The sequence below is a fragment of the Bradyrhizobium archetypum genome, assembly GCF_013114835.1.
Lineage (GTDB): Bacteria > Pseudomonadota > Alphaproteobacteria > Rhizobiales > Xanthobacteraceae > Bradyrhizobium > Bradyrhizobium archetypum.
Genome location: NZ_JAAVLW010000004.1, coordinates 37,909 through 61,096, shown reverse-complemented (window position 1 = coordinate 61,096; position 23,188 = coordinate 37,909). Strand labels below are relative to the sequence as shown.

Annotated in this window: 23 protein-coding genes; 10 read left to right on the top strand and 13 right to left on the bottom strand. The window is 64.7% G+C overall.

What is annotated here, in order from left to right:
- Nucleotides 1-359 precede the first annotated feature (359 nt).
- From lspA to arfB, 5 genes are all read left to right on the top strand, one after another.
- Nucleotides 360-878, top strand: coding sequence for a signal peptidase II (gene lspA, locus HCN50_RS12985; protein WP_171710070.1), 519 nt, complete (start codon nt 360-362; stop codon nt 876-878).
- 90 nt (nt 879-968) lie between these two features.
- On the top strand, nt 969-1,682 hold the full coding sequence (locus HCN50_RS12980; protein ID WP_171710069.1) for a hypothetical protein: 714 nt from the start codon (nt 969-971) through the stop codon (nt 1,680-1,682).
- Between the two features lie 164 nt (nt 1,683-1,846).
- Entirely contained in the window at nt 1,847-3,238 is a 1,392-nt protein-coding gene (locus tag HCN50_RS12975) for a M16 family metallopeptidase (RefSeq protein WP_376700282.1), read from the top strand.
- Between the two features lie 38 nt (nt 3,239-3,276).
- Nucleotides 3,277-4,605 (top strand): M16 family metallopeptidase, encoded by a 1,329-nt coding sequence (locus HCN50_RS12970; protein WP_376700287.1) that lies wholly within the window; start codon nt 3,277-3,279, stop codon nt 4,603-4,605.
- Nucleotides 4,606-4,769: 164 nt separating this feature from the next.
- Nucleotides 4,770-5,186 (top strand): alternative ribosome rescue aminoacyl-tRNA hydrolase ArfB, encoded by a 417-nt coding sequence (arfB, locus tag HCN50_RS12965; protein WP_171710642.1) that lies wholly within the window; start codon nt 4,770-4,772, stop codon nt 5,184-5,186.
- A gap of 18 nt (nt 5,187-5,204) precedes the next feature.
- On the opposite strand, the gene HCN50_RS12960 is transcribed toward arfB, so the two are convergent.
- Both HCN50_RS12960 and HCN50_RS12955 read right to left on the bottom strand, forming a co-directional pair.
- Nucleotides 5,205-5,453: a sigma-70 family RNA polymerase sigma factor gene (locus tag HCN50_RS12960; protein ID WP_171710067.1), complete on the bottom strand. Its 249-nt coding sequence runs from the start codon at nt 5,451-5,453 to the stop codon at nt 5,205-5,207.
- Between the two features lie 259 nt (nt 5,454-5,712).
- Complete coding sequence (locus HCN50_RS12955; protein ID WP_171710066.1) at nt 5,713-6,003, bottom strand: hypothetical protein; 291 nt, start codon at nt 6,001-6,003, stop codon at nt 5,713-5,715.
- Nucleotides 6,004-6,303: 300 nt separating this feature from the next.
- On the opposite strand from HCN50_RS12955, the gene mutL reads away from it, so the two are divergent.
- A complete protein-coding gene (gene mutL / locus HCN50_RS12950) occupies nt 6,304-8,112 on the top strand; it encodes a DNA mismatch repair endonuclease MutL (RefSeq protein WP_171710641.1) in 1,809 nt (602 codons plus the stop codon).
- A gap of 124 nt (nt 8,113-8,236) precedes the next feature.
- Here the strand turns inward: mutL and rsmD are convergent, their stop codons facing one another.
- Nucleotides 8,237-8,800: a 16S rRNA (guanine(966)-N(2))-methyltransferase RsmD gene (rsmD, locus tag HCN50_RS12945; protein WP_171710065.1), complete on the bottom strand. Its 564-nt coding sequence runs from the start codon at nt 8,798-8,800 to the stop codon at nt 8,237-8,239.
- A gap of 7 nt (nt 8,801-8,807) precedes the next feature.
- A complete protein-coding gene (locus tag HCN50_RS12940) occupies nt 8,808-10,715 on the bottom strand; it encodes a pseudouridine synthase (protein ID WP_171710064.1) in 1,908 nt (635 codons plus the stop codon).
- Between the two features lie 165 nt (nt 10,716-10,880).
- Between HCN50_RS12940 and HCN50_RS12935 the strand changes: the two genes are divergently transcribed.
- Nucleotides 10,881-11,327, top strand: coding sequence for a nucleoside deaminase (locus HCN50_RS12935; RefSeq protein WP_235976951.1), 447 nt, complete (start codon nt 10,881-10,883; stop codon nt 11,325-11,327).
- Nucleotides 11,328-11,492: 165 nt separating this feature from the next.
- Here HCN50_RS12935 and HCN50_RS12930 read toward each other — a convergent pair whose 3' ends face one another.
- The gene (locus HCN50_RS12930; protein ID WP_171710062.1) at nt 11,493-12,398 is read right to left on the bottom strand and encodes an alpha/beta fold hydrolase; all 906 of its coding nucleotides are present in this window, start codon (nt 12,396-12,398) and stop codon (nt 11,493-11,495) included.
- Between the two features lie 14 nt (nt 12,399-12,412).
- Nucleotides 12,413-13,690 carry a phosphoribosylamine--glycine ligase gene (purD, locus tag HCN50_RS12925; protein ID WP_171710061.1) on the bottom strand — a complete coding sequence of 426 codons (1,278 nt, stop codon included), beginning with the start codon at nt 13,688-13,690 and terminating at the stop codon, nt 12,413-12,415.
- Between the two features lie 168 nt (nt 13,691-13,858).
- Here purD and xseA point away from each other — a divergent pair, with 168 nt between their 5' ends.
- A complete protein-coding gene (gene xseA, locus HCN50_RS12920) occupies nt 13,859-15,478 on the top strand; it encodes an exodeoxyribonuclease VII large subunit (protein WP_171710060.1) in 1,620 nt (539 codons plus the stop codon).
- A gap of 59 nt (nt 15,479-15,537) precedes the next feature.
- Here xseA and HCN50_RS12915 read toward each other — a convergent pair whose 3' ends face one another.
- The gene (locus HCN50_RS12915) at nt 15,538-16,368 is read right to left on the bottom strand and encodes a dienelactone hydrolase family protein (protein WP_171710059.1); all 831 of its coding nucleotides are present in this window, start codon (nt 16,366-16,368) and stop codon (nt 15,538-15,540) included.
- 185 nt (nt 16,369-16,553) lie between these two features.
- Between HCN50_RS12915 and HCN50_RS12910 the strand changes: the two genes are divergently transcribed.
- Nucleotides 16,554-16,781 carry a DUF2093 domain-containing protein gene (locus HCN50_RS12910; protein ID WP_057861041.1) on the top strand — a complete coding sequence of 76 codons (228 nt, stop codon included), beginning with the start codon at nt 16,554-16,556 and terminating at the stop codon, nt 16,779-16,781.
- A 3-nt stretch (nt 16,782-16,784) separates the two neighbouring features.
- Here the strand turns inward: HCN50_RS12910 and lpxK are convergent, their stop codons facing one another.
- The 6 genes from lpxK to HCN50_RS12880 form a co-directional block, all read right to left on the bottom strand.
- Nucleotides 16,785-17,798, bottom strand: a complete 1,014-nt coding sequence (lpxK, locus tag HCN50_RS12905) for a tetraacyldisaccharide 4'-kinase (protein ID WP_171710058.1) — start codon at nt 17,796-17,798, stop codon at nt 16,785-16,787.
- Nucleotides 17,791-19,077, bottom strand: a complete 1,287-nt coding sequence (locus tag HCN50_RS12900; RefSeq protein ID WP_171710640.1) for a 3-deoxy-D-manno-octulosonic acid transferase — start codon at nt 19,075-19,077, stop codon at nt 17,791-17,793. The genes lpxK and HCN50_RS12900 overlap by 8 nt, the downstream gene beginning before the upstream one ends.
- A gap of 10 nt (nt 19,078-19,087) precedes the next feature.
- Nucleotides 19,088-19,801, bottom strand: coding sequence for a lysophospholipid acyltransferase family protein (locus HCN50_RS12895; protein WP_171710057.1), 714 nt, complete (start codon nt 19,799-19,801; stop codon nt 19,088-19,090).
- The gene (locus HCN50_RS12890) at nt 19,798-20,046 is read right to left on the bottom strand and encodes a DUF4170 domain-containing protein (RefSeq protein ID WP_171710056.1); all 249 of its coding nucleotides are present in this window, start codon (nt 20,044-20,046) and stop codon (nt 19,798-19,800) included. Before HCN50_RS12890 ends, HCN50_RS12895 begins: the two co-directional genes overlap by 4 nt.
- A 93-nt stretch (nt 20,047-20,139) precedes the next feature.
- Nucleotides 20,140-20,949, bottom strand: coding sequence for an inositol monophosphatase family protein (locus tag HCN50_RS12885; protein ID WP_210264913.1), 810 nt, complete (start codon nt 20,947-20,949; stop codon nt 20,140-20,142).
- Nucleotides 20,936-22,336 carry a TldD/PmbA family protein gene (locus HCN50_RS12880; protein WP_311968041.1) on the bottom strand — a complete coding sequence of 467 codons (1,401 nt, stop codon included), beginning with the start codon at nt 22,334-22,336 and terminating at the stop codon, nt 20,936-20,938. Before HCN50_RS12880 ends, HCN50_RS12885 begins: the two co-directional genes overlap by 14 nt.
- Nucleotides 22,337-22,625: 289 nt before the next feature.
- Between HCN50_RS12880 and HCN50_RS12875 the strand changes: the two genes are divergently transcribed.
- Nucleotides 22,626-23,153, top strand: coding sequence for a DUF6101 family protein (locus HCN50_RS12875; protein WP_171710054.1), 528 nt, complete (start codon nt 22,626-22,628; stop codon nt 23,151-23,153).
- Nucleotides 23,154-23,188: the final 35 nt, after the last annotated feature.

Sequence of the window (23,188 nt, the reverse complement as noted above, 5' to 3'; positions counted from 1 at the left end):
AGGCTTTGGAAGGCGCGGAGGCTGAGGAAGCCGAAAGACCGGTCAAAGCCAGGAAGGTCGCCGCGACCAAGAAGGCCGTCGAAGCCGAGACGGCTATCGAAGCCGAAGCCAAGAAGTCCAATGTCAAAAGGGCAAAAACTACGAAGGCCAAAGCGGCGAAAGCAAAGGCCAAGAAAGCCATAGCCAAGAAAGCCAAAAAGGCTGCCAAATCCAAGAAAGCTTCCTCGGCAACGAAGAAGACTAAAAAGGCATCTACAAAGACGGCGGCCAACAAGGCGAAGAAGAAAAAGGCGCCCAGGAAGCAGGGAAACAAAGCGTCGGCGGCTAAGGCCAAAAAGAAGAAAAAGAAGGCCAGATAAGTGTCTGGCCTCGAACACTCTCGCAGCCCTCATCTTCGCGCCGGCGTCATTGCCGCGGTCGCGACGCTGGTGATCGACCAAGCCTCAAAACTCTGGCTGCTCTATGTGTTCGACCTCGCCAATCGCGGCGCGGTCCGGGTCACGCCGTTCTTCGATCTGGCGCTGGCCTGGAATGTCGGAATCAGTTTTGGCTGGTTTCAGAGCGATAACCAGCTCACCCAGATCGCGCTGATGGCAATCAAGGCGATTGCCGTGATCGTGCTGGGGATCTGGATGGCGCGCTCCAGCACGCTCCTGGCGACGCTGGCCCTCGGCCTGATCATCGGCGGCGCGGTCGGCAATGGCATCGACCGTTTCCTGTATGGCGCGGTGGTCGATTTCGCCCTGTTCCATATCGAGATCGGGGGAAAAACCTTCAATTGGTACGTGTTTAATCTCGCGGATGTGGCCATTGTTGCCGGGGTAGCAGGCCTATTGTATGACTCGTTCCTCGGGGTACCCGCCGCAAAAGCGCCCTGATCCCGGCCGATACGAACCCCTCGCGGCATGGAGCGCCAGGCGTCCCAGGCCGGCCCGTATGTTGCAGAAATTGTGAATGGGAACAGCGCGATGCGCGAGACCGAAGCCCGCTTCTGGATGGTGCAGACTAGCTCGCTGAGCCGGGCGGTGCGGTTCGCCGCCTTTGCCCTCGGCGTCGGCCTCGTGATGGCCGCAGGCCCGGTGCGCGCGGCTGACGACGAGGACGAGGACGACAAGACCTTCGAGGAAAAGATCATCGAAGGCATCATGCGCGGCATCGGCGGCACCAACATGGAGAACCGCGGCATCGACTACCGCGAGCGTTCGCCGCTGGTGGTTCCCCCGAAGCTCGATTTGCCGCCGCCATCCGAGACCGCGGCCGAAGCGAAGGTGCCGAACTGGCCGAAGGACCACGACGAGCAGCGTCGCAAAGCGGCCGCCGCCGCGCGCAAGAAAGAGAATAAGGACCCGCGTGAGGCGTCCCGCATCCTGACGCCGGCCGAACTCGCGGTCGGCAAGACTGCGGCGACCGCGCGCAAGGACAATGATCCGATCCAGCCCGGCACCACGAACTACAATCCGATCCTGAGCCCGTCGCAACTCGGCTATAGCGGCGGCTTTAGCGGCCTGTTCGGCGGCAACAAGACCGAGACGGCGCCGTTCAAGGGCGAGCCGACGCGGGAATCGCTCACGCAGCCTCCACCCGGCTACCAGACGCCGTCGTCGAACTATGCTTACGGCACGGGACCGAAGGAATCGCTGAACAAGGAATATAATCCGGCCGCCGGCAAATATGGCGAATAGTTAAGCCGATCTCTCGCCTTCGTGAGGATGGACGATACGGGCGCGGTGTACGATGCCGCAGCTTGATCCCGAGCGGTTTTGTCGGGTTGTTGCTTCTAACATTTTGCGCGAATTCCTGCCGCAGGACCGGTAACCAGTTTTGCGGAACAAGCGCCAGATAGGTCATGATGTCCTCACACCGCTTTGCCGTTTCTCTCGTTGCAGCTTTCATCTCGACGTTTGCTTTCTCCGCCGGCAGCGCATTTGCCCAGACCACGGTCACGTCGGAACGTCCCGCCAGCTTCACCCTCGACAACGGCCTGCAGGTGGTGGTGATCCCGGATCACCGTACACCCGTCGTCACGCAGATGATCTGGTACAAGGTCGGCTCCGCCGACGAGACTCCGGGCAAATCGGGACTGGCGCATTTCCTCGAACACCTGATGTTCAAGGGCACGGCCAAACACCCCGCCGGTGAATTTTCGCAGACCGTGCTGCGGATCGGCGGCAACGAGAATGCCTTCACCTCGCTCGATTACACCGGCTACTTCCAGCGCGTGCCGCGCGAGCAACTGACGAAAATGATGGAGTTCGAGGCCGACCGCATGACAGGCCTCATCCTCAAGGACGAGAACGTGCTGCCCGAGCGCGATGTCGTGCTCGAGGAATTTAACATGCGGGTGGCCAATAATCCTGAAGCGCGGCTGAGCGAGCAGATCATGGCCGCGCTATACCTCAATCATCCCTATGGCCGCCCGGTGATCGGCTGGCGGCAGGAAATCGAAAAGCTGGATCGCGAGGATGCGCTGGCGTTCTACAAGCGCTTCTACGCGCCGAACAACGCAATCCTGGTGATTGCAGGCGACGTCGATGCCAAGGAAGTTCGTCCGATGGTGGAAAAGGCCTATGGCGGCATCCCCGCGCAGCCGGCCATCGCTGCGCATCGCATCCGTCCGCAGGAGCCGGTGCCCGCGGCGCCGCGCACGGTGACTCTGTCCGATCCGCGCGTCGAGCAGCCCGCCCTGCGCCGCTCCTACCTCGTCCCCTCCTCCGCGACCGCCGCCGCAGGCGAAGGTCCGGCGCTCGACGTGCTCGCGCAACTGATGGGCGGCGGCTCCAACTCCTATCTTTATCGCGCACTGGTGATCGATCGTCAGCTCGCGATCAGCGCCTCTGCCGGCTATCAGGGCACCTCGCTGGATCCCACGCAGTTCTCGATCTCGGTTTCGCCGAAGCCCGGCGTGGAGTTTTCGCAAGTGGAGCAGGTGATTGACGGCGTGATTGCGGAGGTGATCCAAAATCCCGCCCGCGCCGAGGACCTCGAGCGGGTCAAGACCCAGTTGATCGCAGAGGCGATCTACGCGCAGGACAACCAGGCCACGCTGGCACGCTGGTATGGCGGCGCGCTGACCACGGGACTGTCGATCGACGATATCAGGAGCTGGCCGGACCGGATTCGCGCCGTCACCGCCGAGCAGGTAAGTGACGCCGCGCAGAAATGGCTCGACAAGAAACGCTCGGTAACCGGCTATCTGATCAAGGATACGACAGCGAAACGCGAGGAGAAGCGCTCGTGATCCGTTTTTCGATTCCCGCGCAGCGCCTCGGATCCACCCTGATCGTCGGCGCCGTGGCGCTGTTGCTGGCGGCGACGCCGTCACACGCCGCGGCAAAAATCCAGCGGCTGGTCTCCCCTGGCGGCATCGAGGCCTGGTTCGTGCAGGACGCCACCGTGCCCCTGATCGCGATGGAATATGCCTTCGCCGGCGGCGCCGCCCAGGACCCTTCGGACAAATCTGGCGTCGGCAACATGGTCGCCGGCCTGCTCGACGAGGGCTCGGGCGATCTCGATTCCAAGACCTTTCACGAACGCCTTGAGCGGCGCGCAATCGAGCTGAGCTTCTCATCGACCCGGGATAATTTCCGCGGCTCGCTGCGCATGCTCAAGGATAACAAGGATGAAGCCTTCGGCCTCTTGCATCTGGCACTGACCTCGCCGCGTTTCGACGGCGCCGACGTCGAGCGCATTCGCGCCCAGGTGCTCTCCGGGCTGCGACGCGACACCACCAGCCCGACTGCGCTGGCGAGCCGCAAATTTCTGGAAGTCGCCTTCGGCGATCATCCATATGGCCGTCAGGGCAACGGCACACTCGACAGCGTGCCGAAGATCGACGTCGCCGATATGAAAGATTACGTTCGCCGCGTGATCGCCAAGGATACGCTGCGAATCGCTGTGGTCGGCGATGTCGATGCCGACACGCTCGGCAAGCTCCTGGACCAGACATTCGGTGGGCTGCCGGCGAAGGCCAGCCTGGTCCCGGTGCCAGAGGTTGAGGCGTCGCGGCCGCCGCAGCGCGCGTTCGTGCCGCTCGACGTGCCGCAGACCGTGGTGACGTTCGGCGGCCCCGGCGTTCGCCGCCACGATCCGGATTTCATGGCCGCCTATGTCGTGAACCACATCCTTGGCGGCGGCGGGTTGTCATCGCGGCTCTACAAGGAGGTGCGCGAAAAGCGCGGCCTCGCATATTCGGTCTATGAATCCCTGCTCTGGATGGATCGCTCCGCCGTGTTCATCGGCAATACCGGCACCCGCGCCGATCGCGCGGGCGAGACCGTCGACGCGATCGAGAAGGAAATCCGTCGCATCGCCGAGGAAGGCCCGACCCAGAAGGAGCTGGACGAGGCCAAGTCCTACCTCAAGGGCTCGCAGATGCTGGCGCTCGATACTTCTTCGAAGCTTGCGCAGGCGCTATTGCAATACCAGCTCGACAAGCTGCCGATCGATTACATCGAGAAGCGCAATGCCCTCGTCGACGCCGTCACGCTTGATGATGCCAGGAAGGCCGCGCGGAAGCTGTGGGGCCAGGGCCTGCTCACCGTCATCGTCGGCCGCGCCCCGCAAGCCGCCGCCCAGCCCGCCGCAGCGCCGCCAAAGGCGAACTGAACTCACGATTATCGTCATCATGGTCGGGCAGGCAGCCGTCCGAGGGCGGCGTCGCTTGCGCTTGCGCTCGCCCACGCCCCGCCATCCACGTGTTTTTCCCGACGGACACTGATAAGACGTGGATGCCCGGGAAAAGCCCGGGCATGACGATTTCGGTGAACGCCATGCTGCGGGTTTCCCGCGACCTTACGATCGACGACGACGACATCGAGATCGGCTTTGTCCGCGCCTCCGGCCCGGGCGGGCAGAATGTCAATAAGCTCGCGACCGCAGCCCAGCTCCGCTTCGACACGCGCAAGATCGCGCTGCCGGAGGATGCCGCCGCGCGGCTCGTCCGGCTCGCCGGCCAGCGCATGACCAAGGAGGGCGTCATCGTGATCCACGCCCAGCGCTTCCGTACCCAGGAGCGCAACCGGGCCGACGCGATCGACCGCCTGCTCGAACTGTTGCGCGAGGCCTTGATCCGCCCGACGCCGCGGCGGCCGACCAAGCCGACCTTCGGATCGAAACAGCGGCGGCTGGAAGGCAAGAAGCGCCGCAGCGACGTCAAGGCCAAGCGCAACGTCCGCTTCGACGATTGATCCTGCTCCGGCCATGTCTCAATCCCGGATCAGATATTCCCGGATCATCAGCCGCGCACGATGAATGCGAGCCTTGACGCTTTCGCGAGTCAGGCCGAGCACTTCAGCGATCTCGTCAATGGACAATTCCTCGATATCGCGCAGCAGGATCACCTCACGGTAATGGTCGGGCAGCGACTGGATGGCGCGCGACAGATCGATGCGAATGTCCTCGGGCGCAAGAAGCGCCAGGCGTGCCTCCACATCGTCAATGGGCGATGCCGACAAGCCCGTACGCGACCATGAGCGCGCCCCCGATCGTCCGCATCACCCGCTCCCCGCCCGGCAAATTCTTGCGATAAAACATAGCAGCTCCTTTTGATTGCGCGAGAGAACCTCACGGCGTTCTCGCCGGATAGAGCCGTCCGGCCGGGCTTTCGGTTCGCGGATCGGGCGCCAAGGCGCAAAAACTCCGGCCGCTGATCGCGACCGGAGTTCTGTTTGGAGAACAACCCGATGGAGGAGCCGGGTTTCCTCCAGGCGGCACTTACCGGCTAGTCGCGGGAGGGCTAGCCGCGCCGCCCGTCGCTTTGGGCGCGGCGCCGCCGGCTCCGACGGTGCCTTTCGTGCCGGCACCGGTCTTGGCACCGGCCCTGTGGCTGGTGGCGCCCGCCGGCGCATCCTCGTCCATGCTGCCCGACGCGCCGCCTTGCATCTGGGTCGTGCCCTTTGCTCCGCCGCGAATCTGCGTGTCGGTTGAGGCGCCTTGCGCCAGTACAGGGCCGGCAAGCAGGGCCGAGATTGCAACTGCGATCGCCGAGGTTTTCACTAGCTTCATCCATTTCTCCAGTCTGGTTGGCGATGAACCGTCCGGTGATCCAAGCGCCGCTCGTAGCCCGAACATGTTCGTCGCCGGATCGGTCGTGTGGTGAGCGACGCCGCCGCCATGCAAGCCGTGCGATGTGGTGATCGTGCAGGGATTTCGAGGTCATTTTGCGAATCGTTGGCCACATGCGAACCGCATATGCGGCGCCTCGGCAGCACCCGAAAAGTTCCGTAAAAATATTTTGAGGCACATGCATTTGACGAGGTAGCCGCGTAAAATCGTATTCCAACCTCGAATCAAACCTTGGAATTCATGCCCGTCCGCCAGCTTCCCGAACAAGTCGTCAACCGCATCGCCGCCGGCGAAGTGGTTGAACGTCCCGCGAGCGTGGTGAAGGAGCTGGTCGAAAACGCCATCGATGCCGGCGCCAGCCGCGTCGACATCTTCACCGATGGCGGCGGCAGGCGCCGCATCGGCATCACCGATGACGGCAGCGGTATGACCCATGGCGATCTCGCGCTCGCCGTCGATCGCCATGCCACTTCCAAGCTCGACGATGAAGATCTGTTACGCATTCGCACGCTGGGCTTTCGCGGCGAGGCACTCCCCTCGATCGGCGCGGTGGCGAAGCTCGGCATCACCACGCGCCACGCCAGCGAACCGCACGCCTGGTCGCTCTCGGTCGAGGGCGGCGTGAAATCGCAGATCATGCCGGCGGCGCTGTCGCAGGGCACCCGCGTCGAGGTCAGCGATCTCTTTTTCGCGACTCCCGCCCGGCTGAAATTCCTCAAGACCGACCGCACCGAAGCGGAAGCGATCCGCGAAGTGGTACGGCGGCTCGCCATGGCGCGGCCCGATATCGCCTTTACGCTCGCCGGCGAGGAACGCGCGCCGGTGACCTGGGCTGCAGCGCTACCGGGCGCCGCCGGCCGGCTGACGCGGCTCGGCGATATCCTGGGAAGCGATTTTCGCTCCTGCGCCATCGAAGTGCGCACCGAGCGCGAAGGCGTTGTAGTCGAGGGTTTCGCCGCCGCACCGTCACTGACCCGCGCCAATGCGCTGGGACAATATCTGTTCGTCAACGGTCGTCCGGTGCGCGACAAGCTCATCCTTGGTGCGGTGCGCGCAGCCTATTCGGATTACCTGCCACGCGACCGCCATCCCGTGGTGGCGCTGTTCGTGGCGCTGGAACCGCAGGAAGTGGACGCCAACGTCCATCCGGCCAAGACCGAGGTGCGGTTTCGCAATGCCGGCCTGGTGCGTGCGCTGATCGTGCACGCGCTGAAGGAAGGTCTTGCCCGCGAGGGCCGGCGCACCGCCGCCAATACCGATGGCGCGGCGCTATCCGCATTCCGTCCATCCTTTGCGCCACGGCCGACCAACTGGGACTGGCGCAGTTCGCCGGCCTATCCGGTCAGGCCCGCGCCTTCGTTTGAAAGCGCGGTAACTGCGTTCGCCGAAGCGGGACAGGCCGCGTTCGATGTCGGCGCGCCGACTGCCGACGTGCGCTTCGAGGCGCAGCCATCCGCGGATCTGCTGGACCGGCCGCTCGGCGCGGCGCGGACACAAATCCACGAGACCTATATCGTCTCACAAACCCGCGACGGGTTGATTGTTGTCGACCAGCACGCTGCGCATGAGCGGATCGTCTATGAGAAGCTGAAGGCGTCGCTGGCGAAGAACGGTGTGCAGCGGCAGATCCTTCTGATCCCCGAGATCGTCGAACTCGACGAGGCCACGGTGGAGAAGCTGCTCGATCGCGCCGACGAACTCGCCTCCTTCGGCCTCGCCATAGAATCCTTCGGCCCCGGCGCGGTGGCAGTGCGCGAGACGCCGTCGCTGCTCGGCAAGACCAACGCGGTAGGATTGCTACGTGATCTCGCCGAGCACATGGCCGAATGGGACGAAGCGCTGCCGCTGGAGCGACGCCTGATGCATGTCGCCGCCACCATGGCCTGCCACGGCTCGGTCCGCGCCGGCCGCCGCCTCAAGCCGGAAGAGATGAACGCGCTATTGCGGGAGATGGAAGACACGCCGAACTCCGGCCAGTGCAACCACGGCCGCCCGACCTATGTCGAGTTGAAGCTCGCCGACATCGAGAAGCTGTTCGGGCGACGGTAGTCGATCCCACACACTCACTTGTCGTCCGCCCGGCGAAAGCGGGCGATCCAGTATTCCAGAGACATCAGCAATTCAGGTGAGGCGCCGCGGCGTATTGGATGGCCGCCTTCGCGGGCATGACAGATCAGGATTGGGCAGCAGCCCGCAGAAACACGAACTCCGTATCATCATACGCGCGCCGCTCCAGTTCTTCAAAGCCTTCAGGCACAGCGAACCCCGCCGCCTTCGCTTCTTCCACCACCAATAGCGCATTCGCGGTCAGCCAGCCGCCATCGCGCAACGAAGCAAGCGCCTTCTCGGCAAGCCCCTTGCCATAGGGCGGATCGAGAAACACCAGCGAGAACGGCTCGACCGGATGCGCCGGGCCAAGATTGGTCGCGTCGCGGCGATAGACTTTCGTAACACCGCCCAAGCCGAGCGACTCGACATTGTTGCGCAACAGCGCGCGGGCTTCGGCACCATTGTCGACGAACAGCGTGAACGCGGCGCCGCGCGATACCGCCTCGATGCCGAGCGCGCCGGTGCCGGCGAACAGGTCGAGCACCCGCGCGCCCTCGATCGGGTTGTCGTAGGCGTGGATCAGGATGTTGAACACGGATTCGCGGAGGCGGTCCGCCGTCGGGCGGATCGCCTGCGTGGATGGCGAGGCCAGATTGCGGCCCTTCAGTCTTCCACCGACGACGCGCATAGGCCGGCTACTCGTCCCGCGGCTTCAGATCGCGCTTGCCGTGATAGCCGCGCTTCGGGCGGCGCGGCGGGCCGTAGCCGCTGGCTTCGTCCTCGTTGCGCGCGCGGGCTTCGTCGCTGCCGGTTCGCTGCACCAGCACGCGGCGGCCCTTGCGGTCGGCGATCAACGCGCTCTTGCCCGCCGGCTTGAACGGCTTCTTGCCACGCGGCGCATCATCCTCGGTTTCGGATTTTTCTTCCGGCAGCGGCCGGTTGAAATCGGCCCCTGCGAGGGCAGCGATCTTCTCGCCGAGCTGTTCGCGCAGTACCCGGGTCTTGACCTCCTCGACCTGTCCCTCTTCGAGCTCTCCGAGCTGGAACGGCCCGTAGGAGACGCGGATCAGCCGGTTCACCTCAAGGCCGAGATGCGCCATCACATTGCGTACTTCCCGGTTCTTGCCCTCGCGGATTGCGAACACCAGCCAGACATTGGCGCCCTGGTCGCGCTCCAGCGTCGCATCGATCGGGCCATATTTGACGCCGTCGACCTCGACGCCCTTCTTCAGCTCATCAAGCTGCGCCTGCGTGACCTCGCCATGGGCGCGCACGCGATAACGCCGCAGCCAACCGGTGTCGGGGAGCTCAAGCGCGCGGGCGAGCCCGCCGTCATTGGTCAGCAGCAAAAGCCCCTCGGTGTTGAAGTCGAGCCGGCCAACGGAGATCAGGCGCGGCAATCCTTCCGGCAGATTGTCGAACACAGTTGGCCGCCCCTCTGGATCGGCATGCGTCGTCATGAGGCCGCGCGGCTTGTAATACATGAACAGCCGCGTGCGCTCGCGCGGCGGCAGCACCTTGCCGTCGACGGCGATCACGTCATTGGCGGTGACGTCGAGCGCCGGTGAATTGATCACGCGGCCGTTGACGGTGACACGGCCCTGCGTGATCAACTCCTCGGCATCGCGGCGCGAGGCAAGTCCTGCGCGCGCCACCACCTTGGCGATCCGCTCGCCGGCCTTTTTCGGCTTCGGCTCCGGGCGTGGTGCGCGCTTGTCTGCGTCAGGCGTGCGCTCGCGATAGGCGCCGCGGCCGCCGAAGGCGGGGCGTTTTGCAAAAATCTTGCTGTCGTCCTCATTGTCGCGGCGCGGCCGGTCGCGAAAGCGCCCCTCGCTGCGCGGATGTTCCTGCCACTCGGTGCGGCCCGCCGGCCGCCCGCGGTCATGATCTGGGTGCTCGCGTGGACGATCGAATTTCGGCCGGTCCTCGCGTGCGCGCGAAAACCGCGGACGCTCGTCGCCACCACGATCATTTCGCTTTTGCCAGGGCTTGTCTTCACCACGTTCGGGCCGGTCGCCAAAATCATTGCGCGGCCCGCGCGAGAATCGCTTCTCGCCATCGCGCAGCGGACGATCGCCAGAGGTCCGATCGCCACGCGGACGGTCACCGCCCTTCCGAAAGCCTTCGCCGCGCGGCGTGTAAGGCCGCTTGTCGCCGAACTTCCTGTCCTGGAAACGCCCCGCCGCTCGGCCCTCTTCGCGGCCACCGGAGTCGCGCGTGCGACCCTGACGCGCGGGCCGGTCGTCGCGACCATAAGTCGGCCGCTCGCCACGCGGCTTGAAGGACCTCTTGTCGCCATCGCGATCGTCGCGCGCGCGAAAGTCCTTGCGTGGGCGGCGCGCCGGACGGTCATCGTCGCGGCGGAACGAACCACCTTCCCGCTTGCCTGCGTAAGGCTTCTTGCCGACCGATTTTGTGCCCTCGGATTTTCCGGCATAGGGCTGCCGCTCGCCGCCACGCTGATCGCCGTCATCTCGCCGGCCAAATCCGCGCTTGGCGAACTTCTTCTCCGGCCCCCTCGCCGCCCCCGAGCGGCTCTTGCCGCCGCCAGGCCGGTCACGCGCGCCGCGGGAATCGTTGTTTTTGTCGTTATCGCGGGGCATGAATGGTCTCTCGAGAACTGATGAAATGGCTATCAGGCTGATGCGGATGGGCTGCCATAGCGGTAAGGCGCGCGCGCTTCGTTCAAGGCGCATTCTCACGCAAAACCGGCATCCACGTTTGCTGAAGGCGCAGCTAGTAGCAGGTTTCTTTCGATGATACGAGGCATGACAGCCCCTTCTTTCATGGATTTGGCGCTGCAAACGGCCGAAAACGCCGGAAAAGCCGGCGAAGTTCCAATCGGCTGCGTCATCGTCCGGGATTACGAGGTCATCGCGACCGCCGGCAACCGGACCCTGACCGACCGCGATCCGACCGCGCATGCCGAAATCCTGGCGATCCGGCAGGCGGCCGAGGCCATCGGCGCCGAGCGGCTGGTCGATTGCGACCTCTACGTCACGCTGGAGCCCTGCACCATGTGCGCAGGCGCCATCTCCTTCGCCCGGATCCGCCGGCTCTATTACGGCGCTGTTGACCCCAAGGGCGGCGCGGTCGATTCCGGCGTGCGGTTCTTTGCCCAGCCGACCTGCCACCACGCGCCGGAGGTCTATTCGGCCGTCGGCGAGAGCAAGGCCGCAGCGCTGCTGCGGGAATTTTTCAGGGAGCGGCGGTAGGCTGTCGCGCCTCGCACACCGCTGTCATCATCCGCCTTGTGCGCAATTGCGCACTGGGGCGGATGATCCAGTATTCCAGGTACAGCAGATGAACCGAGAGGCTGCGCCCTGGATACTCCGCTTTTGCGGAGTATGACGAGTTCGATGTGCGGCTAGATTTTCGTCTCACGTCCCCAGGAAAAATTCCCGCAGCAACGTCGCCGTCGCTTCCGGATTCTCTTCCGTGAGAAAATGCCCCGAATCCACCGGCGCGCCGCTCACATTCGTCGCCCATTTCTTCCAGGTATCGAGCGGCGTCGTCGCCGCCGGAGCTATGCCTGCATCGCCCCACAGCGCCAGCATCGGGACCGTGATCTTCCTGCCGGCGTCGAAATCGGCCCTGTCGATCTCGTAGTCGGCATAGGCGCCGGCGCGGTAGTCCTCGCACATCGCGTGCACGCGTGCCGGATCACGGAAGGGCGCGAGATAATGCTCCAGCGCGCGCGGATCGATGGCATCTAACGTCTTCGACTTTGTCTGGCTTGCCATCTTGTACCGGAGGAAAAACTCGCCATTGCTGGCGATCAGCGTCTCCGGCAGCGGATGAGGCTGCGCCAGAAATGCCCAGTGGTAGATTTTCAGCGCCGACAGCCGGTTCAACCTCTCCCAATAATCATAAGTCGGCGCGATATCGAGCACGGCGAGCTTCGACAGCCGGCCTGGATGATCGAGCGCCAGACGGTACGACACGCGGCCACCGCGATCATGGCCGGCGAGCGCGAAATGAACATGACCGAGTTGCTCCATCGCCTCCACCATCGCCTTCGCCATCGCGCGCTTGGTGTAGGGCGTATGGTTCTCGTCGCTGCGGGGCATGTCCGACCAGCCATAGCCGGGCAGGTCGGCAATGATCAGCGTGAACCTGTCGGCCAGTTGCGGCGCGACCGCGTGCCACATCACATGCGTCGATGAAAATCCGTGCAGCAATAGAAGCGGCGGCCCGTTGCCGCCGACGCGGGCGAAAATGCGGCCCGACGAGGTGTTGATCCATTCGGACGCATATCGGGGAAACAGATCGGCAAGATCGGGCATCTTCGCACTCTCCGCTAGCTTCTCTCCGCCTCCACCGCCTGCCAGGCAATGTCGCGGCGGCAGAAGCCATCCGGCCACGTGATCCGATCGACGGCCTGATAGGCACGCGCTCTCGCTTCGGTCACGGTCTTGCCCATCGCGCACACATTCAGCACACGGCCGCCATTGGCAACGATGCCGCCGTCCTTCGACGCCGTGCCAGCATGGAAGATTTCGACGCCTTCGATCCTGGCGGCGTCATCGAGACCGTCGATGCGCGTGCCCTTCTTGTAGTCGCCGGGATAGCCTTTCGCCGCCATCACGACCGTCAGCGCCGGATCGGGGAACCAGCGCAGATCGAAGTTTTTCAACTGACGGTCGCAGGATGCCAGGAACGCCGGCACGATGTCCGACATCATCCGCAGCATCAGCACCTGGCATTCGGGATCGCCGAAGCGGACGTTGTACTCGAACAGCTTCGGTCCGTGTTCCGTCAGCATGACGCCGGCGTAGAGCACACCGCGAAACGGCATGCCGCGCTTCTTCATGCCGGCAACCGTCGGCAGGATGATCCGCGCCATGATCTGATCGTGAATTTCCGGCGTCACGAACGGCGTCGGCGAATAGGCGCCCATGCCGCCGGTGTTCGGGCCCTCGTCATGATCAAACACGCGCTTGTGGTCCTGCGCCGCGGCCAGTGGGATCGCGGTCTCGCCGTCGCACAGCGCGAAGAAGCTGATCTCGCGGCCGGCGAGGAACTCCTCGATCACGACCTCGGTGCCGGCGGCGCCGAATGTGCCCTCGAACATCATGGCGATGGCGGCTTCGGCCTCCGCCAGTGTCTTCGCCACCACGACGCCCTTGCCGGCCGCCAGCCCGTCGGCCTTGACGACGATGGGCGCGCCCTGCGCGTGCACATAGGCCAGCGCATCCGCCGCATTGTCGAAGCGGCGATAGGCGCCGGTCGGGATATTGAACTCGCTGCAGAGGTCCTTTGTGAATCCCTTTGAGCCTTCGAGCTGCGCCGCCTGCTTGCTCGGCCCAAAGGCCTTGATGCCGGCTTTAGCGAGATCGTCGACGACGCCGAGAGCGAGCGGCGTCTCCGGACCGACCACGACGAGGTCAATAGCGTTGGTTTTGCAGAAATCGATCACACGCGAATGGTCAGCGATATCCAGCGCCACGCATTCGGCTTCCTGCGCTATCCCCGCATTGCCGGGCGCGCACCACAATTTGGTGAGCAGCGGGGAAGCGGCGATTTTCCACGCCAGGGCGTGTTCGCGACCGCCGGAACCGAGCAGGAGAATGTTCATGGGGAGTTGCAGCCAATTGGAGGGTTGCCGGCAATTGCGCGACGGTTTAGCACGACAGGGGCCAGCCGCAACACGCGTCCATTCCTGTGTGGATATGTGCCGTGACGCTCCCGTGATGGCCTTGGTACCTTGCGGAGTCGCCGGAAAAGGCCGATTCTAAGCCCTGATATGCCTGCTGAGAACCTGATCAACGCGCCCGAATTCACCGTCTCGGAACTTTCCTCCGCCCTCAGGCGCACGGTGGAGGACCGATTTGGCCACGTCCGCGTGCGCGGCGAAATCTCCGGATTCCGCGGGCCGCACTCCTCGGGCCATTGCTATTTCGCGCTGAAGGACGAGAGCGCCAAGATCGAAGCGGTGATCTGGAAGTTCGCCCACGCCCGGATGCGGTTCAAGCCGCAGGAAGGGCTGGAGGTCATCGCCACCGGCAAGCTCACGACCTATCCGAACTCCTCGAAATACCAGATCGTCATCGACTCGCTCGAGCCGGCCGGCATTGGCGCGCTGATGGCGCTGATGGAGGAGCGCAAGAAGAAGCTCGCGGCCGAGGGCCTGTTTGACGAGGGGCGCAAGCAGTTGCTGCCCTGGCTGCCGGAAGTGATCGGCGTCGTCACCTCGCCGACGGGCGCGGTGATCCGCGACATCCTGCACCGGCTGCAGGACCGCTTTCCCCGCCACGTGCTGGTGTGGCCGGTGAAGGTACAGGGCGAAGGCTCGGCCGAGCAGGTCGCAGCCGCCATTCGCGGCTTCAATGCGCTGCCGGAAGGCGGGCGAATTCCGCGGCCGGACCTGTTGATCGTCGCGCGCGGCGGCGGCTCGCTGGAGGATCTGTGGTCATTCAACGAGGAGATCGTGGTGCGCGCCGCCGCCGACAGCATGATCCCGTTGATCTCGGCTGTCGGCCACGAGACCGATATCACGCTGATCGATTTTGCCGCCGACAAGCGCGCCCCGACGCCGACGGCAGCGGCCGAAATGGCCGTTCCCGTGCGCAGCGAACTGTTCGCCGAGGTCGAAAGCCTGGCACGGCGCACGATGCTGTGCTGGCAGCGCGGCCAGGAGAGCCGCCGCAATGAATTGCGCGCTGCCGCCCGTGCGCTACCGACCCCGAGCGAGCTGCTCGCAATTCCCCGGCAGCGGCTCGACCACCTCGGTGCCGCCCTGCCCCGCGGCCTGAAGGCCAATACGCACGCCCATCACCGCCGGTTCTCGCATCTGAGCGCCGGCCTGACGTTGAAGGTGCTGCACGGACAGGTCGCGCAGGCCAACCATCGCCTGACCGTGTCGGGCGAGCGCATCCGCCTCGCCGCCCGCGCGCTGCTGCGCAACCGGCGCGAACGGTTTGCCGGCCTGGAGGTCAGGCTCAAAGCGTCAAAGCTCTCCAACGCCCAGGCGCAGCGCAATGCGATCGCGCGCGACCGCGAGCGCACGCAACGGTTGGCCGAGCGCGCCCGCCGTGCGCTTCTGACCGCCATGCAGCGCCTCGATGCGCGGGTCGCCCATAGCGGGCAATTATTGTCGGCACTGTCCTACCGCGGTGTGCTCGCGCGCGGCTTTGCCCTGGTGCGCGACGAACATGGCCATGCGGTCCACGCCGCCGCTGCGGTCGGACCAAATGCACGCCTCTCAGTCGAATTCTCCGACGGCCGCGTGGGCGTCACCGCGGATGCCGATCGTCCGGCCGCGACGACCGCCACCACGGGCCCGGCCAAGCCGGCCCCGCGGGAGATCAAGCCCGCCACACCGAAGCGCGTGCCAAAGCCGGTTGATCAGGGAAGTCTGTTCTGATTCCTAGTTTGACGCGTTTTCTTAGCGCGGAACCGGTTCCAACTTCGCTCGAAACCACTCTAACGCGCCAGCCACTCCGTGACACGCTGCTGCGCATCCTTTCGAGCGTCCGCATCGGTGCCGATATGACCGTGTTCGGGCAACGCGGCGTCGGCGCCTGCGATCGCACGCAGCGGAAGGTCGGCGCGGTCGAAATCGTGGGCCGCGCCGGGATAGACCACAATCCGCGCCAGCGCGCTGCGGCCCCGGGCGCCGTCCACCACCTGGCGGCAGGCCGATGGCGAACTGACGTCGTCCTTGGCGCCGATCAGCAATAGCGTCGGCACGCGCGTGCTCCAGCCGAGGCCCGACGAGATCCGGCAGTCCGGATAGAACGCGATGGCCGAGCGGAAGTCCGGTGCAGCACCGCGCGACGATTGCGGACGCACCGCCCACAGCACGGCGCTCGCGCCGTTCGCCCATCCCAGCAGGCTAATCCGGTCACGCGCCGCCCAGGGTTGCTGCAACAGCCATTGCCGCGATGCGCTGATGTCGGCGACCCGCTCGCGGCGGGCCAGCACACGGCGTTCCTTGACGCGGCATTGCGGACCAAGCTCGCGCGAGCCGTAACTGTCCGGCAGCAGCACGGCGTGGCCGGTTTTCACGAGCTGTTCCGCCCACTCAAGGTAGCGCGGCAGCACCGGCTCGGCCTGTCCGCTCAATCCGCCGCAGCCATGCAGCGCGATCACGGTGGGAAACGGGCCGTCGCCGTCGGGCTTGTAGAGCTGCGCATGCAACGTCAGGCCGGCTGCGGGGATATCGACCTGCCGCGGCGCCGGCAATGGCGCCGCGTTTGCCGTGCAGGCCGCGGCGAGGAGCGTCAGGGATAACGTTGCTGACAAAAAACGCATCGGTTTTGGCCGGATGATTGTGGCGCCGCGGGCACAGCGAATTCCAGGCTATCATGCGCCCCGGCACAAAATCATCACAAGTCGGTGGGTTTCCGGGGCGGACAGTACGACCTATCTATGATAGATCGAATTTCGGAAAATACATTTGAGGCCCTCGCGGGCCTGCCTATCGGAGAGTTTTGGCGGTGCTCAATAAATTCGGCCCCTCGGGCCATGGCGAGGCGCAGGTGCAATATCTGGACGGCGATTTCCGCGTGATCTCGCCCGGAACCTATGTGCGATGCGCCATTACCGACGTGCGAATTCCGCTCGACGAGTTGAAGTACTGGAGCGTCGATCTGCAAGAGGCTTACTCGGTTCCGAGCGCCGTGCTGCAGCGGCATTTTCCGGGCGCGCTGAAATCGCAGGGATGAACCCTACGGCCTCTCCCGCGCCTTGAATAACCGATCCGCGACGAACGTCCGCAACAGCGCCGCGTCGTCGAATTCGAGCGTCACCGCGAACGGCACGATCTCTACCGCCCAACCCGGCAGGCTCCCGCCGCGACGCAGCCGCGCCATATCCTTCTCTGTCGTCACCAACGTTAGACCGTCACGCCTGGCCTCAATGATCAGGCTTTCGATCTCATTCTGAGAATATGGATGATGATCGGCGAAAGCGCGCTGCTGGACGACATCGATGCCGCTGGCGCTTAGCGTGTTGAAGAATCGCGCGGGATCGCCGATGCCGGCAGATGCCAGCACGCGTTGCCCTTGGAGCCGTGCCACCACGGCCTGATCCGGCTTCAGATGCGCACGCAACACCGGCTTGCCCTGGGCTACAATCTCGGCCGCCACCGGATCGGCGGCATGGCCGTCGCCGACAATGATCAGTGCGTCGGTGCGCGCCAGTTGCGGCCGCAGCGGCGCGCGCAGCGGACCCGCCGGGAATACCTGCCCGTTGCCGACCCCGCGCTGGCTGTCGATCACGATCAAGGAGGCGTCCTTGACGATCGACGGATTCTGGAAGCCGTCGTCCATCAAGATAACGGTGGCGCCTTGCGCCCGCGCCAGCGGCACGCCTTCGGCGCGCTGGCGCGATACCACCACCGGCAGATGACCTGCCAACATCAGCGGTTCGTCGCCCACATCGGCCGCCGCATGCTGCTCCGGATCGACCCTGACGGGCCCGCGCAATTCGCCGCCATAGCCGCGGCTCAGCACAACCGGTGTCTCGCCGAGCTCGCGCATGAGTTTTGCCAGCGCCAGCACGGTCGGCGTCTTGCCGGCACCGCCGACGTGATAATTGCCGACACAGAGCACCGGAATGCCGGCATTCAATCCCTTGCGCCGCAGGCGCTTGGCGGCGATGGCGCCATAGAGCGCGCCAAGCGGTTTCAACAGATGCGAGTTCAGCGAGGACGGGCCATGCCAGAAGCCCGGCTCACGCATTGGCGGCTCCCATCTCGATCCGCAATTGCAGCAAATACGGCTCAAGTGCCGAGAGCGTTCGCTCCAGCGCGCCGCCGAGCTGACCGACCACACGCTCGGAGGCGGTAAGCACGGCCTCGCGCGCCCTGGGATCGGCGAGCATCTGCCCGAACTGCTTCACCAGCGCTTCCGGCGTATCGGCCCGCCGCGCGCCGCCGGCCGAATCGAGGGCTTCATAGACGTCAGTGAAATTGAAGACGTGGGGACCGTGGACGATCGACGCACCGAGCTTGATCGCCTCGATCGGATTTTGCCCGCCATGCTCGACCAGCGATCCGCCCATGAACACGATCGGCGCCAGGCGGTAGAACAATCCCAGTTCGCCCATGGTGTCGGCAACATAGATGTCGGTGGTGGCGGTCGGCAATTCCTCGCGCGAGCGCAGGCTGGGATTGAGGCCACTTGCTGCGATCATGCGGGCGATCGCTTCGCCGCGATCGGGATGCCGCGGCACGATCACGGTCAACAGCTTTGGAAAATAGCGGGCGAGCGTGCGATGGGTTTCGGTCAGGATCTCTTCCTCGCCGGGATGCGTGGAGGCCGCAACCACCACCGGGCGGCCGCGCGTCATCGACATCAACATATCCAGCTTGTTCGCATCGGCCGGCGGAGCGGGCACATCGAGCTTGAGGTTTCCCGTGACAATGACGTTGCGGCTCCCCAGCGCGGCAAAACGATCCGCATCGGTCTGCGACTGCGCCAGGCAGACGTCGAACTTGTCCAGCAGCGCCGAAATGGTGCCGGCGACCCGGCGCCAGCGCGGAAACGAGCGTTGCGACATCCGCCCGTTGATCAGCACCATCGGCAGCCGCCGCGCGGCGCTCGACAGAATCAGGTTCGGCCACAGGTCGGATTCGATGAACATCGCAAGCGACGGACGCCAGTGATCGAGGAATCGGGCTACGTAGCGTGGCGAGTCGTAGGGCACGTATTGATGGATGACATCGCGGGGAAACCGCTTGGCGACGATCGCGGCCGAGGTCACCGTGCCCGAAGTCAGGAGGATGCGCAGGTTCAAGGCCCGCAGCCGCTCGATCAGCGCCGCCGCCGCCAATACCTCGCCGACGCTGGCGCCATGAATCCACACCAGGGGACCTGCGGGACGAACATCGGCGCTCATGCCGCGGCGCTCGCCGACCCGCGCCGGGTCCTCCTTGCCGAGCCTCAACCGCCGACTGATCAGCGCAGGCGATAGCGGCACCATCGCGGACGACAGTTTCCGGTAGACGCGCAGCGTCATCGGCAGCGAGTTAGCCAAGAGCGGCCTCCGGACGCCCGACGGCCTTATAGGCGCGACGAGTCGCTTCGTTCAGATAAGCTTCTACCTGAAGACGCAGCTTTTCCATAGTCTCGGCATCGGCGTCCGGCGGCACATGAACCGCCTCGATGCCGACCAACGCACCGCGGCCGAATGGCAAATTGATGGTGGTGGAGTCCCAGTTCTTCAACCGGATAAAGCGGCTGGTCACCATCGCAAAGGGCATGATCGGCCGGCCGGACTCCCGCGCCAGCATGATGACGCCAAGGCCCGCAATGCGGGCGCGCTTGGGTACGTCGGCGGTGGTTGCAACGTTCCAGCCACCTTCCAGCGCCTGCACCATCTCCCTGAAGGCGCCGACGCCGCCCTTGCGGTGAAACGCGCCACCATGGTCGCCCGATCCCCTGATGGTTCCGATGCCGAGCCGTTCGGCAGCAATCGCATTGAATTCGCCGTCGCGGTGCCGCGAGATCAGGACCTTGGCGCGGTAGCTCTCCTTGGTCTTGATGAACGGCGTCATGAAGTGCTGGCCGTGCCAGAACGCGAAAATCGCCGGCATCTCCGGCTCGACCCGCTGATAGACGTCGGCCGGCTCATAGCTAAAGCGGTTGGTCAGCCAGACCAGCCGCAGATATTCGGCCGCAAGCACACCCAGCGCGCGCTGAACGAAGGTGCTGCGCAGCAAATCGCGAAGGAGGCGTTTCAACTGGAGGACTTCGTGTCTTGACCTGGATCCAGCAGCCGGTGGAGGTGAACCACGAAGTAGCGCATGTGGGCGTTGTCCACGGTCTGCTGCGCCTTCGCCTTCCAGGCCGCATAAGCGGACGCGTAATTGGGATACACGCCGACGATGTCGACCTGGTCGAGATCCTTGAACGTTACGTGTTCGAGATCCGTCAACTCGCCGCCGATGACGAGATGCAGCAGTTGCTGCGGGGCATTATCTGGCATGATGGTCTTTCCTAACGAGATGCCCGGCAAGCATGAGCGATATCGTGAATCGCGGTATGAATGGGATGATTTGTGGCACGGATTTCGACCGATTCAGGGCAACCGACGATCCCGGAAATGCTCGACAATGCGCGCATGCCGATCGTGTCCTGCCGCCACCAGCATCCCGTGCACCACCTCCCGGCGATTGTACTCAATCGCATCCCCCGAGAGCGCGGTCATTCTACCATTCGCTTCCTGCACGATCAAATTCGCTGCGGCAAGGTCCCAGTCCCGACTCTGGCCGCCTGCAAAAGCGGCATCGAGACTGCCGTCGGCGACTCGGCACAGCCGCAGCGCCAGCGATCCGATTCGCGGATGCAGCCTGATCTCGTTCGGCGACGAACTCAGCCGCTGCACCAGCGGCTTCGGGCCAGCCATGCGGGAAAAATCGAGATCCGTTCCTGCGGTTGCGCGCACCGGCCTGTCGTTGAGCGTGGTGCCCTTGCCGCGCATCGCGAAGAAGAATTCGTCGCTGGCCGGCGCGAACACCGCCGCCAGCACCGGCACTGATCCCACGATCAGCGCCACGCTCACGCACCAGTCTTCGCGGTGTCCAAGATAGGCGCGGGTGCCGTCGATCGGATCGACGATCCAGACCAGTTCCTTGCCAAGTCGCGTATCGTCGTCGACGCTTTCCTCGGACAGCCAGCCATAATCCGGCGTTGCCGCGCGCAGCCGCTGCTCGATGAGATCGTTGACGGCGATATCAGCCTCGGAGACCGGCGACGAAGCGCCCTTGGTCCAGTTCTTCAACTCGGTGCGAAACAGCGACAGCGCCAGCGCGCCGGCTTCGCGCACGGTGCCCTTGAGCAGCGCGGCATCGCGCGCCCAGACCCGCTCGGCGGTATCAACGTCCGCCAAGCGTCAGCCCCTCGATGCGCACGGTCGGCGCGTTGATGCCGTAACGAAATTCCAGATCGTTGGCGGGAACCAGCGATTTGAACATCGGCAGCAGATGGCCCGCGATCGTCACCTCGCTGACGGGATAAGTGATCTCGCCGTTCTCGATCCAGAAGCCCGAGGCGCCGCGGCTGTAATCGCCGGTCACGCCGTTGACCCCGGAGCCGATCAGGTCGGTGACGTAAAACCCCTGCTTGATGTCGGAGATCAGTTCCTTCGGCGTCAACTCGCCCGGTTCGAGATGCAAATTATACGATCCCGGTGAGGGCGAGGACGATACGCCGCGATGGGCATGCCCGGTCGTGACCAGTCCAAGTTCGCGCGCGGTGGCGCAATCGAGCAGCCACGTGGTCAGCACGCCCTCGTCGATGAGCGCGAGCTTCTTCACCTTGACGCCCTCGGCGTCGAAGGTTTGCGAGCGCAGGCCGCGAACCCTAAGCGGATCGTCGATGATGCGGATGTTCTTGGCGAACAATTGCTCGCCCATCCGGTCTTTCAGGAAGCTGGTCTTGCGCGCGATTGAGGCGCCGTTGATTGCGCCGACGAGATGGCCGATCAGGGATCCCGATACCCGCGGATCGTACACGACCGGCACCTTGCAGGTCTCGACCTTGCGCGGATTGGCGCGGGCGACGGTGCGCTCGCCTGCCCTGCGGCCGACGCTTTCGGGCGAATCGAGGTCGGACGCGTGCGGCGCCGAGGTGAAATCGTAATCGCGCTCCATGCCGGTGCCTTCGCCCGAGATCGCGGTCATTGAGATGCCGTGGCTGGAGCGAAGGTAGGAGCCGTGGAAGCCGGTCGAGGTCACCAGCACCATGCCGCCGATGCCGCTCGAAGCAGACGCGCCGCCCGATTTGGTTACGCCCTTGACCGCAAGGGCCGCGGCCTCCGCCTCGCAGGCGCGGCGCTCCAGTTCGCTCGTCGTCGGAATATTGCGGTCGAGCAGATCGAGATCGGCGAACTCGCGCGCCAGCAGCGCGGGATCGGCGAGACCGACATATTTATCGTCAGGTGCGACGCGCGCCATCGCGACCGCCCGCTCGGCGAGCTTGGCGACGCCGTCGCCGGATATATCGTTGGTCGATACCACCGCCTGGCGCTGGCCAACCAGCACGCGCAATCCGACGTCGTCACCTTCGGACCGCTCGGATTCCTCGACCCGGCCATCGCGGACCTCGACCCCTTGCGACACCCCGCGCACCGCCACCGCGTCCGCCGCGTCCGCGCCGGCGCGCCTGGCGGCCTCGACCAGCCGCTGCGCCAGTGTCGAGAGCGCCGATTGATCGAACAGGTCGGAAGCCTCGGAAGCTTTTGAAAGCGGCGACGCGCTGGATGGTGAAGAGTTCACAAACAAAATCCCTGACATTGAAGGGGGGGCCGAGGGCGCAAATCGCCAAGGTCTTCAGATGTGCCGGAATCACGGGGATTTCAAGCATTTTGCGCCGCCAAATACCAAACATTTTCGGTGTTGGCGCAAGGTCTCGTCAATCATGCGCGCCAAGGTCTTGTCAATCATGCGAGGAGATCCAGGGCGGGTGACCACTCCTTAACCAGGCTTTTTAAGGCGAAACGGAAAGGCTTCCGCTAAGGTCTCGCGCATCGACCGGGAACATAATCCCGGCGGGGAGATGAGAGCCGTGAGGCGTCAAACATCAACAAGCGGGATCAATCCCGCCGGGTCGAGCCGTGCACTGCGGCTCGACCCTCTTTCTCTGCCGCTCAGCTTCCATGCGCATGACACCCGCGCAGACGGCGGCGTGCGCAGGATCGAACTTCATCGCGAACGCGTCGTGCTGCACCGTGCCGTCAAGGGCATGCGGATGGCGATCAACGTTCGCGTCAGCGACTTTCTTGGCGTTGCGCTGCGTGGTCTCGACCACGACGCACAGATGCTGGTGCTGGCGCATCGCGACCCATCCTTGAACATTCCCTTGTGCGTGAGCTCCGACCACGAGGAGATCGCCTCCGCCTGGCAGATGTGGAGCGACATCTTCGCGCTGCCGCTGCTGGCGGAAGGTGACGATCGCGAACCGGCCGCGCGCCGCCGCCGCCACAACGCGATCCGCGCCCGGCGCCCGAAATTTTTGGTGCGGCGCCGGCTCGGCAATCTCGGCAACAGCGAGACCGTTCATCACGACGAGCGCGAGATCATCGCGCGGGATTGAGTTTGGACGCATCAGCCGCCGCATGGATTGCTTCG

Excerpts from the sequence above, each read along its gene's own strand:
- HCN50_RS12980 (WP_171710069.1), top strand. The coding sequence starts at position 969 with ATGCGCGAGACCGAAGCCCGCTTCTGGATGGTGCAGACTAGCTCGCTG.
- HCN50_RS12975 (WP_376700282.1), top strand. The coding sequence starts at position 1,847 with ATGATGTCCTCACACCGCTTTGCCGTTTCTCTCGTTGCAGCTTTCATC.
- arfB (WP_171710642.1), top strand. The coding sequence starts at position 4,770 with ATGCTGCGGGTTTCCCGCGACCTTACGATCGACGACGACGACATCGAG.
- HCN50_RS12955 (WP_171710066.1), bottom strand. The coding sequence starts at position 6,003 with ATGAAGCTAGTGAAAACCTCGGCGATCGCAGTTGCAATCTCGGCCCTG.
- mutL (WP_171710641.1), top strand. The coding sequence starts at position 6,304 with ATGCCCGTCCGCCAGCTTCCCGAACAAGTCGTCAACCGCATCGCCGCC.
- rsmD (WP_171710065.1), bottom strand. The coding sequence starts at position 8,800 with ATGCGCGTCGTCGGTGGAAGACTGAAGGGCCGCAATCTGGCCTCGCCA.
- HCN50_RS12940 (WP_171710064.1), bottom strand. The coding sequence starts at position 10,715 with ATGCCCCGCGATAACGACAAAAACAACGATTCCCGCGGCGCGCGTGAC.
- HCN50_RS12935 (WP_235976951.1), top strand. The coding sequence starts at position 10,881 with ATGACAGCCCCTTCTTTCATGGATTTGGCGCTGCAAACGGCCGAAAAC.
- HCN50_RS12930 (WP_171710062.1), bottom strand. The coding sequence starts at position 12,398 with ATGCCCGATCTTGCCGATCTGTTTCCCCGATATGCGTCCGAATGGATC.
- purD (WP_171710061.1), bottom strand. The coding sequence starts at position 13,690 with ATGAACATTCTCCTGCTCGGTTCCGGCGGTCGCGAACACGCCCTGGCG.
- xseA (WP_171710060.1), top strand. The coding sequence starts at position 13,859 with ATGCCTGCTGAGAACCTGATCAACGCGCCCGAATTCACCGTCTCGGAA.
- HCN50_RS12915 (WP_171710059.1), bottom strand. The coding sequence starts at position 16,368 with ATGCGTTTTTTGTCAGCAACGTTATCCCTGACGCTCCTCGCCGCGGCC.
- lpxK (WP_171710058.1), bottom strand. The coding sequence starts at position 17,798 with ATGCGTGAGCCGGGCTTCTGGCATGGCCCGTCCTCGCTGAACTCGCAT.
- HCN50_RS12900 (WP_171710640.1), bottom strand. The coding sequence starts at position 19,077 with ATGACGCTGCGCGTCTACCGGAAACTGTCGTCCGCGATGGTGCCGCTA.
- HCN50_RS12890 (WP_171710056.1), bottom strand. The coding sequence starts at position 20,046 with ATGCCAGATAATGCCCCGCAGCAACTGCTGCATCTCGTCATCGGCGGC.